Origin of the sequence: Gellertiella hungarica (assembly GCF_014197145.1) — a bacterium.
Lineage (GTDB): Bacteria > Pseudomonadota > Alphaproteobacteria > Rhizobiales > Rhizobiaceae > Gellertiella > Gellertiella hungarica.
Genome location: NZ_JACIEZ010000023.1, coordinates 1 through 12,918, shown reverse-complemented (window position 1 = coordinate 12,918; position 12,918 = coordinate 1). Strand labels below are relative to the sequence as shown.

At 56.1% G+C, this 12,918-nt stretch carries 13 protein-coding genes; 5 read left to right on the top strand and 8 right to left on the bottom strand.

Annotated features, from left to right (window positions below; genetic code table 11):
• Positions 1–273: 273 nt before the first annotated feature.
• From GGR23_RS22720 to GGR23_RS22710, 3 genes are all read right to left on the bottom strand, one after another.
• On the bottom strand, positions 274–840 hold the full coding sequence (locus GGR23_RS22720) for a helix-turn-helix domain-containing protein (RefSeq protein WP_246366082.1): 567 nt from the start codon (positions 838–840) through the stop codon (positions 274–276).
• Between the two features lie 472 nt (positions 841–1,312).
• On the bottom strand, positions 1,313–1,582 hold the full coding sequence (locus GGR23_RS22715) for a ribbon-helix-helix domain-containing protein (protein WP_183368579.1): 270 nt from the start codon (positions 1,580–1,582) through the stop codon (positions 1,313–1,315).
• Complete coding sequence (locus GGR23_RS22710) at positions 1,545–2,228, bottom strand: AAA family ATPase (RefSeq protein WP_183368578.1); 684 nt, start codon at positions 2,226–2,228, stop codon at positions 1,545–1,547. Before GGR23_RS22710 ends, GGR23_RS22715 begins: the two co-directional genes overlap by 38 nt.
• Before the next feature lie 474 nt (positions 2,229–2,702).
• Between GGR23_RS22710 and GGR23_RS22705 the strand changes: the two genes are divergently transcribed.
• Positions 2,703–4,754 (top strand): site-specific DNA-methyltransferase, encoded by a 2,052-nt coding sequence (locus GGR23_RS22705; RefSeq protein ID WP_183368577.1) that lies wholly within the window; start codon positions 2,703–2,705, stop codon positions 4,752–4,754.
• The gene (locus GGR23_RS22700) at positions 4,751–7,690 is read left to right on the top strand and encodes a DEAD/DEAH box helicase family protein (protein ID WP_246366080.1); all 2,940 of its coding nucleotides are present in this window, start codon (positions 4,751–4,753) and stop codon (positions 7,688–7,690) included. Before GGR23_RS22705 ends, GGR23_RS22700 begins: the two co-directional genes overlap by 4 nt.
• A 66-nt stretch (positions 7,691–7,756) precedes the next feature.
• Here GGR23_RS22700 and mobQ read toward each other — a convergent pair whose 3' ends face one another.
• Entirely contained in the window at positions 7,757–8,782 is a 1,026-nt protein-coding gene (mobQ, locus tag GGR23_RS22695) for a MobQ family relaxase (protein ID WP_343066718.1), read from the bottom strand.
• A 149-nt stretch (positions 8,783–8,931) separates the two neighbouring features.
• Here mobQ and GGR23_RS22690 point away from each other — a divergent pair, with 149 nt between their 5' ends.
• Together GGR23_RS22690 and GGR23_RS22685 are read left to right on the top strand one after the other, a co-directional pair.
• Complete coding sequence (locus tag GGR23_RS22690) at positions 8,932–9,216, top strand: hypothetical protein (RefSeq protein ID WP_183368576.1); 285 nt, start codon at positions 8,932–8,934, stop codon at positions 9,214–9,216.
• Positions 9,213–10,958, top strand: coding sequence for a type IV secretory system conjugative DNA transfer family protein (locus GGR23_RS22685; RefSeq protein ID WP_183368575.1), 1,746 nt, complete (start codon positions 9,213–9,215; stop codon positions 10,956–10,958). Before GGR23_RS22690 ends, GGR23_RS22685 begins: the two co-directional genes overlap by 4 nt.
• Here the strand turns inward: GGR23_RS22685 and GGR23_RS22680 are convergent.
• Both GGR23_RS22680 and GGR23_RS22675 read right to left on the bottom strand, forming a co-directional pair.
• The gene (locus tag GGR23_RS22680; protein ID WP_183368574.1) at positions 10,955–11,320 is read right to left on the bottom strand and encodes a hypothetical protein; all 366 of its coding nucleotides are present in this window, start codon (positions 11,318–11,320) and stop codon (positions 10,955–10,957) included. The genes GGR23_RS22685 and GGR23_RS22680 overlap by 4 nt on opposite strands.
• An 11-nt stretch (positions 11,321–11,331) precedes the next feature.
• Positions 11,332–11,589, bottom strand: a complete 258-nt coding sequence (locus GGR23_RS22675) for a hypothetical protein (RefSeq protein ID WP_183368573.1) — start codon at positions 11,587–11,589, stop codon at positions 11,332–11,334.
• A 219-nt stretch (positions 11,590–11,808) separates the two neighbouring features.
• Between GGR23_RS22675 and GGR23_RS22670 the strand changes: the two genes are divergently transcribed.
• Positions 11,809–12,096, top strand: a complete 288-nt coding sequence (locus GGR23_RS22670; protein WP_183368572.1) for a hypothetical protein — start codon at positions 11,809–11,811, stop codon at positions 12,094–12,096.
• 102 nt (positions 12,097–12,198) lie between these two features.
• Here GGR23_RS22670 and GGR23_RS22665 read toward each other — a convergent pair whose 3' ends face one another.
• Together GGR23_RS22665 and GGR23_RS22660 are read right to left on the bottom strand one after the other, a co-directional pair.
• Positions 12,199–12,609 (bottom strand): DUF2442 domain-containing protein, encoded by a 411-nt coding sequence (locus GGR23_RS22665; RefSeq protein WP_183368571.1) that lies wholly within the window; start codon positions 12,607–12,609, stop codon positions 12,199–12,201.
• The gene (locus GGR23_RS22660) at positions 12,602–12,829 is read right to left on the bottom strand and encodes a DUF4160 domain-containing protein (RefSeq protein ID WP_183368570.1); all 228 of its coding nucleotides are present in this window, start codon (positions 12,827–12,829) and stop codon (positions 12,602–12,604) included. The genes GGR23_RS22665 and GGR23_RS22660 overlap by 8 nt, the downstream gene beginning before the upstream one ends.
• Positions 12,830–12,918: the final 89 nt, after the last annotated feature.

The window sequence follows — 12,918 nt, the reverse complement described above, 5'->3', positions numbered from 1 at the left end:
GACCATGTCTCAATATAACCTAAGAACTTGGGTTTTCAAGGACCTTTCCCAGCAGTTCCCTGTTCGATGCAGCCGCAGGCAAATCGAACCGCGCGTAGCGCGGAACTGATGTTCCCCATCCCGATACCTCACACACACCGCCACGCAGAGCGGCAGTCACCCGAAGGGCCGTAGCGGAGCGAAGGATGGCCGTAGGCCGTTGACGTAGCGAGCATGGCGGTAATCTCATTCTAGTGATAGGAAGCCTTTGTCGGCCTTTGGCCGACTCCGCTGCTATCTCCTCATAGGAATAGAACTAGATTGGGATTCAGTCCGCTTGCCGGATTCACGTTGTTTCTCAAGACTAGCCCCCAGACGGGCAAGCGCCCGTGCAAGAGGACCGTCTTCTAGATCGAACAGCGGTAGCTCTGACAAAGGCAGGCTCCTCCTATGCACGTCGATCTCCGTGGCCCGGCTTTGTCGCGCGTTACTGAAGTCCTCTGGCTCCGGTGCGGCCTGACCATAACGGCCAAGCAGCAGCAAAGCACGGGCTGGAAGCAAAAGCCGATAGGCGTTGCTGGTTTGCTGGACCTGCGGCCCTTTCCCTTCATTCCCGGTATGAACGTAGCGGCGCAACCAATCTATGAAGCCATGCGCACGCAACGCACGCAGCGCGCGGCTGATCGCGTCCCGCGATCGCTTCAGCATGCGCATGAGTGTGTCCAATGATGGTTCGAGACGCCCCGTGCGGAAATCTACCAAATTGGCGAACAGTTCCACGAGTTCGAGGGCAACCGAACCAAGCGCCCCGTTGCGTGCGCCTGGTTGTCGTGTCGCCAGCTCGTAACGGCGCGCCGCCATCACGATCCGGCGCACCTCCTGCCGCTCCGTCCGCCGCCAGAATACCCCTTCGCATCGGCCGGCGGCACGCGAATGCCGGCGTACGGGTTCGGCCGTCCGCAGAGGCTTTTGGCCGTCTTGTGCGGTCCGCATATCACCTAATGGTGTAAACATGTGTCGTCCTCTCGGTCCGAAAAACCGACAAGGGAAAGGCTCCACACGGAAAAGCGACACCCAAAGAAGGCAAAGCATTCCCGTGGCAAGAATCCTCTTGCAATGTCCCGCTAATTTTGTGAGAATTCGACCACCACAGAAGAAATCTCACCGCTTCGGCGGATTATCAGAAGCCCGCCCTTGGCGGGTTTTTGTGTTTTTGGGCCTAAGCCCTCCTGTCTAATATTTTCCGCCAGAATCAGCGGAATTCTAGTTCAATGGTGCCTGCTCAATGGCATGGCAGCAAGGAAAAGGAATAGGCGTAAAGGTGTAGATTTATCTACACCTTTACGCCGTAGCGCACGAAAAGCATTTGCAATGCTTCCTCAAAAAGATCGCGCTGCGATTTCTCCACATCGACAGCAAGGCGCTTCATAGCCTTCGCGTAGTGCGTTGGAAGATGCGCCCCCACGAGTGCCGTTCCCTCGCGTGATGGGATCGACGCAGCCTTCGCAGGCGGCTCCGACTGGGTGACCGCTCGCGCGAGTGCTGCAGGTGGCGGGGTTACGTCATCAAGCGCGTTTGCGAGATTGGCCCGTTTTGCTGCCATGTTTCTTTTCTCCGAAAAGCTGTAGACGTGTATAGATGTAGACTTCTTGAACTTCTTGGGCAGCCTTACCACCTGGTTCATATTCTTGCGGGGCAAGCCCCTGCATCTGTGCCCGCCCATAGGCCTTACGCTGATGTAGAGCTACCGGCACCAATGCTGCTCCCTGTTTACCAACGATCTGGCGCGCTTGATCGACCTCGGGACCAGATGGCGGGCAAAAGGTCATTACGACAGCACACGGTTTGCCGATTTGTTGCGCGGCCTGCACTGTCTGTTGCATCGCCCGAATATCGAAAACTTCAGGTTTGGTCGGAATCAAGATCAGATCAGCAACGCTTGCTGCGTCATGGGCTATATCCCGATGCACAGGCGGGCAGTCGAGAATAACAAGATCAGCGCCAGCTTCCCGCATACGGTCTAGGTAATGAGATAGACGTGCCGTCTGGATATCGCGAACCGTGGGGGTCTGACCGCTCTCACCAAGCTCCTTTTGCCGACGGTCAGCCCAAAAGCAAGCTGACGCTTGCGGGTCAAGATCGAACAGGGCAACGCTTTTGCCGTCCTGTTCGGCTGCGACAGCCAAAGCTGTTGCTAAGGTCGTTTTACCAACCCCGCCTTTTTGGGATGTGATCGCCAGAATCTTCATACGCTCAAGGTGTAGATGTGTAGATTAATATATGGTTAACAGAATGCTACACGCAGAACATTTACATGTAGACATGCCTACATATAGACAAATTAAGCCTGCTAGGATTCGCCTTATCCGTCAAGCAAACCCTGATGCTGCGCCGCACCATTTTACGTCGGATATACTGCGTTTAAAAATACAAAAATCCCACGGCCGGCCCTGGCGCCCATTTGAGCTTTGCTGATATTTCCGGTTCACTTTGAAACTGGTTCCATAATCGGAAATTATCCGATTTGCATGTGCAAGGGCTATTTAGTAATTCGACACGTGGGCCAGTTAAAATGCGGCAGTTGCGCTTCCAGATGATTTGACTAATGGGAAAAACAACGTTGCGCCTTTCAAGGGAAAGCCGCTCGATCTGCAAGCGACTGTGATCTAAGGCAAAGCCAATTGGAATGGTACGCGTGCAGAGCGCGTGGCAGGGGGACTTGAATGAAGAGCTTACTAGAACAGCTTCCGTCAATCGTCGCGGAAGGGAAAAAAGAAGCCGAGCGCGTAATTGAGCGAGCTGAAAGCAGCTACCGCCTTGGGCTGCAAACCCGCGAACTCGTAATACCTTCAAAGGATAGCAACTGGCAGGATCTTTTCCGAAAGACGGCGCAATCTAATAAATCTACCCCCGCCGAAAACTACAATGCCCTAATATATGGCGATAACCTGCTAGCAATGGCCGCCCTTCTTGCTGGCGATCAACATCGGCAATCATTGCGCAGTTCCATCCAAACTATCTACCTGGATCCTCCTTTTGACAGCAAGGCCGACTATCGGACAAAGATTCAACTCAAGTCCGGTGACATAGAACAGCGACCAACTGTGATCGAACAGGCCGCCTATTCAGATACATGGAAAGCTGGAACTGCCAGTTATCTTTCTATGATTGTTCCACGTATTTTGATAATGCGCGAACTGTTGAAAGATGATGGATCAATATTTGTTCAGCTTGATTGGCATGTAAATCATTACGTGAAAATTGTTCTTGATGAAATATTTGGTAAAGAGAATTTTGTAAATGAGATAGTATGGCGACGAAAAGGTGGGTCTGCGCTGGGTGTCATGGGCCGACTTTCAGCTGCAACGGACAACATTCTTTGGTACGGGAAAACCCTCGATTATAAATTCAAGCCTGTATTTCAAGATGCAGACCCGGAATATATTGAACAACAATTCAGATATAAAGACCTTGATAACAGAAGATACATGATCACGGTCATGCGCAGCCCTAGTCCGCGCCCAAATCTTATGTATGACTACAAGGGTTACAAAACTCCGCCAAATGGATGGGCTATCCCAAGGACAACGATGGAGCGTTTAGATGCCGAAGGTCGTCTACATTTCCCGGACTCCAAAGAGAAGCAAATTTACAAAAAAATATACTTGGATGAATATCCGGGACAGATGATAAATAATCTTTGGTCCGACATTTCGACACTAAAGGGAAGTAACAGAGAAATACTTAATTACGATACACAAAAGCCGGAGGCTCTTCTTTCAAGGATAATGGAGCTTTCATCCGAAAAGGGCGACACAGTAGCCGACTTTTTTGTTGGCTCCGGCACTACGGCTGCCGTGGCCGAACGGCTCGGCCGTCGCTGGATCGTATCCGACCTCGGCAAACCCGCATGTATGATTACGCGCAAGCGCCTAATTGACCAGAATGCCAAGCCATTCCTCTACCAGCACATCGGCGACTATCAGGTGGAACAGATGCGCTCCACCATGGGCGCAAAGTTCCGTATCGGTGACTTGGCGGAAATAATTCTCGGTCTCTTTGGCGCACTGCCGCTGCCTATGGAGGAAAATCCAAACAAGAACATGGGCCGGCTTCAAGGGAGCAAAACGCTCGTTCTAGCCGATAGCCCGAACAAGATGACAGGCCTCGCCACGCTACGCCGTGCAATCGAAATTCGCGACAATCTCATGGGTGGGTGGGATAAAGTTGTTATCTTGGGGTGGAATTTCTCACCCACAATAGGCCATGACATTGAGGCACTTGGGCAGGGTGATCGGCTGGAAGTGCTGGTGATCCCGCCCGATCTTCTCGACCGACTGAAGAAGAAGGGCCACAAGCTCAAGGCTGATGAGGTGCGTTTCTCGTCGCTACAGTATCTCAAGCTTGGCGAAGTTTCTCGAAAGCAGGACGGAGAGTGGGAATCGCTGTCTGTGGCGATTGCCAATTATGTATTGCTATCGCCGGAAGCATTAAATCTTGATGAGATTAACCGCGAAAAGCTACAAAAGATCATCAATTCCGACCCGTTAGCACTGATTGAATATTGGGGCGTCGATCCTGACTATGACGGAGAGGTATTCCGCTCCGTCTGGCAGGATTATCGGGGCAATACCGATAATGACAGCGATCCTTATCGCGTCACGCGCATAGCACGCCTCGCCGGCCTGCCGAAAAAGAGCGGTCCGCGCCGGGTCTGCGTGCGCGTAGTCGATGTGTTTGGGTTTGAGGCCGAAGCAACGATCGAGGTGGCATGATGACAAGTATCAACGATCTTTCGCTTGCTAAGGGGTTGACGGCCAAGGTTGAAGAAGCCTGTGCCGGCCTCGAAACTGGCGAAGCGCCGATCCTAGACTACGTCTCGGAGATCACGGCCGAGCTGCTGAAATGGTGGTTCCAGACCGAATTTCAGGACGCCCGCACCTTCAATTTCCACCCCGGTCAGCGCCAAGCCCTACTGAACGTGATCTATGCCCATGAGGTTCTAGGCATTGCGACTCTGCAAGACCTCTACCAGTTCGCCGCCCCCGACGTAATGCTAACCAGTACGCGGGATTCCGAGGTCATCCGCGCGCCGAAAAACGCCTATCCTAAATACTGCTTGAAAATGGCAACCGGAACGGGAAAGACTTGGGTGCTACAAGCTCTCATGGTCTGGCAGGTCCTCAACGCAAACCGCGCACCAGACAGCGACCGCTATACCAAAAACTTTCTCATCGTTGCCCCTGGCCTGATCGTTTACGATCGGCTGCTTGACGCATTCATGGGGAAGGAACGAGACGGCAAGCGTGACTTCACGATTTCTGACCTGTCGATCTTTCAAGAATTGTTCATTCCCGATTCCTATCGAGACGAGGTTTTCCGCTTTGTGCAAGGAGCAGTCTGCCCGAAAGAAGACATCGGCCGGAAGATCACGGCTGGCGGCATCATCGCTATTTCCAACTGGCACGTGCTGTCAGAAGAAGGCGAACCGCTTGAAGATGAGGAAATCACTGCGCCGGGTGAATCCACCGATCCTAGAATTATTGTGCAGAGCTTCCTTCCCCTGACGCCTGGTACCAGCCAGGGCAATGACTTGAATGTGCTGAACCGTCGCTATGAGCGAGGCGGCATCCTCTCTTATCTTAGAGACCTGCCCGCACTTATGGTCTTCAACGACGAGGCACATCATATCCATGAGTTCAAGCGGGAAGGTGAGGTAACGGAAGTTGAATGGCAAAAAAGCCTTAACCTGATTGCAGAACCTAAAGGCCCCCGCTTCGTCCAGGTGGACTTTTCAGCCACGCCCTATAATGAGGTTGGGACAGGCCGGAACAGCCGGAAATCCTATTTTCCGCACATTGTCGTAGATTTCGATCTGAAGACGGCTATGCGCGCCGGCCTAGTCAAATCCCTTGTCCTCGACAAACGTTCTGAAATCGGGGCATTGAGCGATGAGGAACTGGATTTCAAGGCAGATCGGGATGAGAACGGCAATCCGATGCTGTCAGAGGGACAGCGCATTATGTTGCGAGCCGGCCTGACCAAGCTCCGGAAGCTAGAAGCCGATTTTGCCGCCCTCGATCCGGACAAGCATCCGAAAATGCTGGTGGTTTGCGAAGACACCACGGTTACACCGCTTGTTGCTGATTTCATGCAGCTCGAAGGACTGGCCGATGACGAGGTTTTGCGCGTCGATTCCAACCGCAAAGGCGAGCTGAAACCCGACGAATGGAAAGTGCTACGCGAACGCCTGTTTGACGTGGATCGCCATAAATCTCCGCGTGTCATCGTGAGTGTGCTCATGCTGCGCGAGGGCTTCGACGTGAACAACATCTGCGTTATTGTCCCTTTGCGCGCATCGAGCGCCGGAATCCTACTTGAACAGACGATTGGGCGCGGCCTGCGCCTGATGTGGCGCGGCAATGAATACGATGACATCAAGCGGGAGAACCGCCAGCTCATTCGCAGCGGAAAGACACCTTCCAACATGATCGACATTCTTTCGATCGTGGAGCATCCAGCATTCCAAAGCTTCTATGATGAGCTGGTTCAGGAAGGCTTGGCGGCTGAGGCAGATGATGAGGACGACGAAGCAAAAGGCAGCTCGACTGGCGACCTGATCTCGGTCGGCCTTCGGCCGGGCTTCGAAGAATATGATTTCGCTATCCCTTTCATCTTACAGGAGCAGGTCGAGGCGCTGGAAGATACCCACATCGACCCTTCGAGCCTCGCGCCATTCGGCTCGTTCTCGCTCCAACAGCTTAAGGGGCAGATCGGCCAGGGCGAGAAATTCCATTCCGAAGACGTGCAGGCAAAAACGCGCTTTGGCGACTATCGTGTGCATGGCGGCGTAATGACCGCGACGGGCTATAATGACTATTTGGCCCGGATCACGCGCCGGATCACGGAAGCCGTGACCCTGACGGATACGACAAACAGCTCGAAGGCTTTCGCCAACGCCAGCAAGTTCCCCTATATTCAGATAAACCGGGCTGAGATGGCCGAAGGTATCGACACCTTCATTCGCCGGCATCTGTTCGGCCAAGAGCTGGACCCTCTCGTGGATGAAAACTGGCGCGTCCTGCTGATCGACCCGGTGACAGAGCACATTATCAAAGTGTGGGCGCGGGCTATCCTCGAAGCAGAGGACAGTGTGATTGTCGCCAATGCCGAGGTTGCGCATCGGCATCTTTCAGAAGTGCCTAAGCTCGCTATGCGAGAGGGGTCATCGCTCGCCGTTGAGAAGGCTATCTACCTGCGCCTCCCTTATCCCTCGCGGAATGGTGGCCTTGAGCTTGCATTTATGGAAACCTGCGAGCGGGACGCAAGCGTTGAAGCCTTCTGCAAGATCAACGAGCAGAAACACACTTTCTCGCGCCTGCGTTACATCAAGGAAGACGGTCTTCCCGCGTTCTATTCACCCGACTTTTTTGTAAGAGCAGATGGCGCGATTTATCTGGTTGAGACAAAGGCACAAGGTCAGCTCACCAGCCCAAACGTGTTGCGTAAACGTAAAGCCGCAGTTGCATGGTGCGACCGGATCAACTCCCTTCCTCCGGAACAGCGGAGCGATTCCGAATGGCACTATGTCCTTCTTGGAGAAAACACCTTCTATGGCTGGCGAGACAAAGGTGGCTCGATCGCTGATCTTCTCGCCTATGCACGGCTGCGCCCTGTTGAGGACAAGGGTCAGGCTAAGTTCGCCTTCTGAACTTCATGCCGGGGCAAGAACCAATGCCCCGGCGTTGCCAAGGTGAACCTGGAGACGGCAGCTAAACTATCGCTCCCGGTCATCCTTGTCGCGTAATCGCTTCCATGACGGCACTTTCGTTCGTCCCAACAATCGGTCACGCTGCTCGACAGGGAAGTCTGATTGGGGGGGCGGAGTAACGTCATTGCGAGACTGATCACCTTCCGAACGGTCGACCAGCTCCTTTCGCCAAGAAACTGCCTTCTCCAACCGTTCCCACAGTGTATCGAGCCGTTCGCGTTGGACGGCAATCCACGCGCTGAACCTATCCAAGTTATGGGCAACGACCTCGCGCCAGAGATTCCCTCGATCGGTCTGTTCGCCCCGGCGCTCCAACGCCATTGCAATATGGCCGATCTTTGGTTCCGGATCGCGGTCGAGCCTGATGGCGGCAAGCTCGAATACACGCTCCTGCGCGTTGTCATTGGCGGCACGGGCCTTTTCGGCCTTCTCCTGCGCCTCGACGCGCTGCTCCTCCAGATTGCGGTGATCGACGCGGCTGGCATGGCCGGCCCGCTCCAGCGCCTGGTTGACGGCATCCTGCCATGTCTCTCGCCAATGTTCGATCAGGCTAGTCTCGTTCCAGGTGCGATCCTTCTTCCCGAACCCATCTCCGGCGATCTCCCGCATGGTCAGCATGACATGCGCATGATGATTGCGGTCGTCCCCCTGCCGATGTGGCGCATGGATGGCGATGTCCGCGACCATACCGCGCGCGACGAACGCGTGCCGCACATAGTCCCGCACCATAGACAGCCGCTGGGCAGCGTCCAGCTCATGCGGCAGGGCAAGCTGCACCTCGCGGCTCAACTGCGCGTCCTTGCGCTTCTCCGCGATCTCCACCGCGTTCCAGAGCGCCGTACGATCCGTCATCCATGCCGGGGTGGCCTCGGGCGCCATGATCTCGGCATGCACAACACCGGAACGGCGGTCATAGTCATGCACCTGCCCCGTGCGGCGGTCCTCGATGAGGACGCCTGCACGATACGCTGCGGCGGCCGTCGCGCTGCGTCCGGACGATCGGGAGATGACCTGAGCCGAAAAGCGATAGATTGCGATGACCGTCTCCTTCCATCATTCATGCGGTTCGAGGAACTGCTGGGGGAAGCCGTCCGGCGGGGCATCGCCCCTTGAGGACCGCGACATTACGCAGTAATGTATAAGCGCGCATTTCTTTTTTTCAAGTGAAACCACCTCTGCCCATGGCCGACCTTAGGAAACCATCGCTAATCGAACCGGATTTGAAGGCGGATCAGGCCGAAGCTGTCGCCGCCCTGAAGCAGGCCCGCGCCGATCATGCCCAACGGAAATCGGAGGACCGCAGAAACGTTCTGTTAGGGCAGTTCTTCGCCGAGCACGTCGCCTGCAATCCAAAGTTAAGGGACTACGTGGAGAAACACGTCTTCAGCTTCCACACCCGCCAGCGGGACCGGGATTTTCTGCGCACCTGGCTCGACCGGATCGACAAGAAGACATCACGCGAATGACTAGCCTTGCTCCTGCCCTGCCGTCCATCCTCGTCCTGCTCGCCGCCTTCGGCCTCTACGGATGGACCAGGCAGAGCAGGGAACGGCCAGCGGCATGGGGAGCGATCCTGTTCGCCGCCGTGCTGATCGTCGCGGGCCTGCTGGCAGCATGGGCTATCGTGACGGCTGGATGGGCCAGCGTCCCGCCTGCCCGCACCGGCCTGCTGGAGAGGCTTACGGCCAGCCTCGATGCCATTCTGGCGATCATCGTGTCCGGTACGCTTCCAGGCCTCGCCCCGGTTGGCGTGATCGTCGTCGCAGCGGTGTCGTGGATTGTGTGTTCGAGCGAGATCGGTAAGGCCTGGGCGGTTCTGTTTCCTGCCTCGCGCGTCGTTGCCGATGGCCCATGGACAGGATCGTTCCTGACAGAATCCGACATCGCCGATCTGATCCGGCTGGAGAACGGCTTGCCGCTCGGCCTGACGAACAGCGGCAAGATCGTGCGCTACGCCAAAAACGACGAACGCGGCTGGCTTGGCGGTCATCATGCGGTCATCTCCGGCACACGCGGCGGCAAGGGCGTTTCCGCCATCATGCCCGCGATCTTCGAGCATGATGGGCCCGTAGTGGCTTTGGACATCAAGGGCGAGCTGGTCGATACCACGATCACCAGCCGCACAGCCAAGGGCCAGCGGGTGGTGGCGCTCGATCCTTTCCGGACATCAAAGGCAAGCCGGATAGAAGGCCAGAAGCCCATCGGCTTCAACCCGATGGCGTTCATCCGCCCCGCGCAGCGCAGCCGCGATGCGGCCGTCCTGGCGGACGGCATGATCGTGCCGGAGCAAGGTTCCGGCGCCCATTTCTCGGATCGCGCAAGGGCATGCCTGCAGGTGGCCATCGAGGTCGTCCACGAGCTGAGCGAAGCCCCTAGTCTGCATGAGGTTCGTAGCCTCATCCTGAGCATCGGGTTTCTCGACACGCTCGCGGCATGGGCCGAAACGCCAACGCTCGCCGGAGGCCGTGCGGCCGATCTGGCAGGGTCATTTCTGGCGATGGGCGACAAGGAGCGCGGATCGATCCTTTCGACCGTCGCTAAATCGCTGGAATGGACGAGCGCCGACGCGATGCGCGGATTCCTCGGGGTCAAGACCGGCATCAACCTCGAGTCCCTGCTGCGCGGCGATACCGACCTGTTCATCGTCATCCCGTTGGACCAAGTGACAGCACAGGCCGGGTTCATGCGGTTGATGGCAAACCTGCTGCTGGCCTTAATGGTCCAGCAGCAGGAGCGGGAGCCAGCACGAAAACAGGTGCTGTTCGTCGCCGACGAATTCACCCGCCTCGGCCGTCTGGATCGCATCGTCGATGTCGCCACGGTCGCGGCGGGCATTAACCTCGAAACCTTGTTCATCCTTCAGGACAAGGGCAGCCTTGAGGCCGTCTACGGCAACCAGGCGGCCGACACGATCCTCGGATCATGCGCCACCATCCGCGTGTTCAACCTCGGGCGCGGCGACAACCGCACGGCCGAATGGGTATCGAAACTCGCCGGGTATCAGACACTACGAACGCAATCGACCTCAACGGCGACAGGATCGAAAACGGCCAGCACCAGTTCGGCCGAAGTCCGCGAACCGCTGTTGACGGCATCCGATATCCTCGAACTTTCGACCAACGAAATGCTCTGCTTCATCCGGGGAAGAAAGCCGCTCCGGATGGAGCGGATTCTCTGGTACAAGCTGCGCCGCTATCGCGGCGACTAGCTCTTTGATCCGGCAAAAATGTCGCGAATTTTCGCAGAGAATTTCTCTACGAAATTCGCATCATTTACGGCATGGATGTAACCGGCGTCTTCCAATGCCTGAAGCGTTAGCAGGCAACCTTCCGCTTTCGGGATCATGTCTATGATCTCCTGCTCGGACAGGCCGTTGATCGCGCTGGTCCGCACGTCAATGCCGAAGATGTCGCGCGACAGGTTGGCGGCAACGGCAATATCGTCACACGTATCGGGGCCGAACCGGCGCAGGATGCTCTCGATCTGCGCGGTAAGGGTATTCAGCTTCATCATGGATCGCATGTCGTAACCGGCGTTGTCTTCCGGCTGAATCGTGGTGGTTTGAGGCATGGGGCTTCCTCTCACAGCTTGAATAGGTCCTTTTTCTCGGTTTTCGGGTCGAACCTGCGTTCCATCTCGGCGATTGCCTCCTTCAAGGCCGCCGCGATCTTCTTGATGTCCGCCGGGTTCTTTCCATAGGCCCGCTCGTTAGCAAGATTGCCGATCTTCTGAATTGCGGCCAACGCCGCTTGTGTCCTTCCCTCGGCGAGCTTGACGAAATTCGCGCGCTTCTTCTCGGGTGTGACTACCGTCTTCTGCTTCTCTGCTGTCTCTGTCATGGCGACGTCCTTTCATTTGGTTGCCTTTCGATGCTGTGTCGAGCGGTATCCAGCGTCAAGGGAAAAATGAAGGTATCGGCAAAAAACAGAAAGGTGCGATGAATTTCATAATAATGTTCAGAGTGTCGTTGACATGAGGCGGATTTTCGACCGACGATCTTAGGGATGGTTCCGCACGGGCCATCAATCCATCAACACCAAAGCACGAAAGGCTTGGACATGAACACACTCGCACCGCCCACACCACCGACCGGCTCACTGAGCTACAACATGAGCGTCATGGGAAAGGAGGCTGTCCTCAGCGCCCGAAAACAGTTCGGCCGGGAGAACCCCGCGGGGAAATTCTACGACCATTTCAGCGGCGACGAAGAGGCGCTATCTCGGTATTGCATCAACGCCTTCTTCAACGATCCCGCCAACGCTGGCGGCTACAACATCATGAAGCAGGCGATGGCGCAGGCACCGGCCGACCTGTTGGCATCGATCGTCGATTACTATCGATCCTGATCATCGTGTCCGGACAGAACAGGGGCTGGGCTTCCCGCCCAGTTCCCTGTTCGATCGCGCCTCCGGCGCTGATCGGGTGCGTAAGATGACCAGAGGCACAACCTAGCTGATCTTCCGTGGCCGTCCGCCCTTGGCACCGTTGGCACGGCTTGCCTCGATTTTGGCTGCGGATCGCGATTGACCGCCTCGGCGCTGCGCGTCCATGAACTTCGCAGTACCGAATATGCCGTTCATCAACCCGGCGATGGTGAAATCCACGTCCAGGCTTTCCCAGTGCAGTCCAGTCTCGCCGAGAAGCTCGACCTTCGCCAACTGGGCGGCCGTGGCCTTCTCCAGCCCTTGGATCGATCGGGCAGGCACCATGAAGGCCGCGCCGTTGGTGAAATCCACGACGATGCGGCCGGATGCTTCATCGAAACGGGCTGATGCCGGGATTGGCGCGCGGGCGCGCTCTGCCTCCCCTTTCAGGGTCGCGTCTCGGTAGTGGCGATCTTCAAAGACAACTTCACCCATGAATGCTCTCCCATTTCTCGATGAACAGGCGCTTGTTTGCCTGGACAATGGCAAGGGCGACGCTCAAATCCCGCTTCTTCATCCCCCGGTTCGACAACACTGTAAGATCGAAGATATTGATGCGAGCTTCCCCGTCTCCATAGACATGAGTGTGCGCCGGCTCGTGGTCATCCGTGTAAATGACAAATCGCATTCCTGCTTCTCGTAGAACGGTGACCATGTCTCAATATAACCTAAGAACTTGGGTTTTCAAGGACCTTTCCCAGCAGTTCCCTGTTCGATGCAGCCGCAGGCAAATCGAACCGCGCG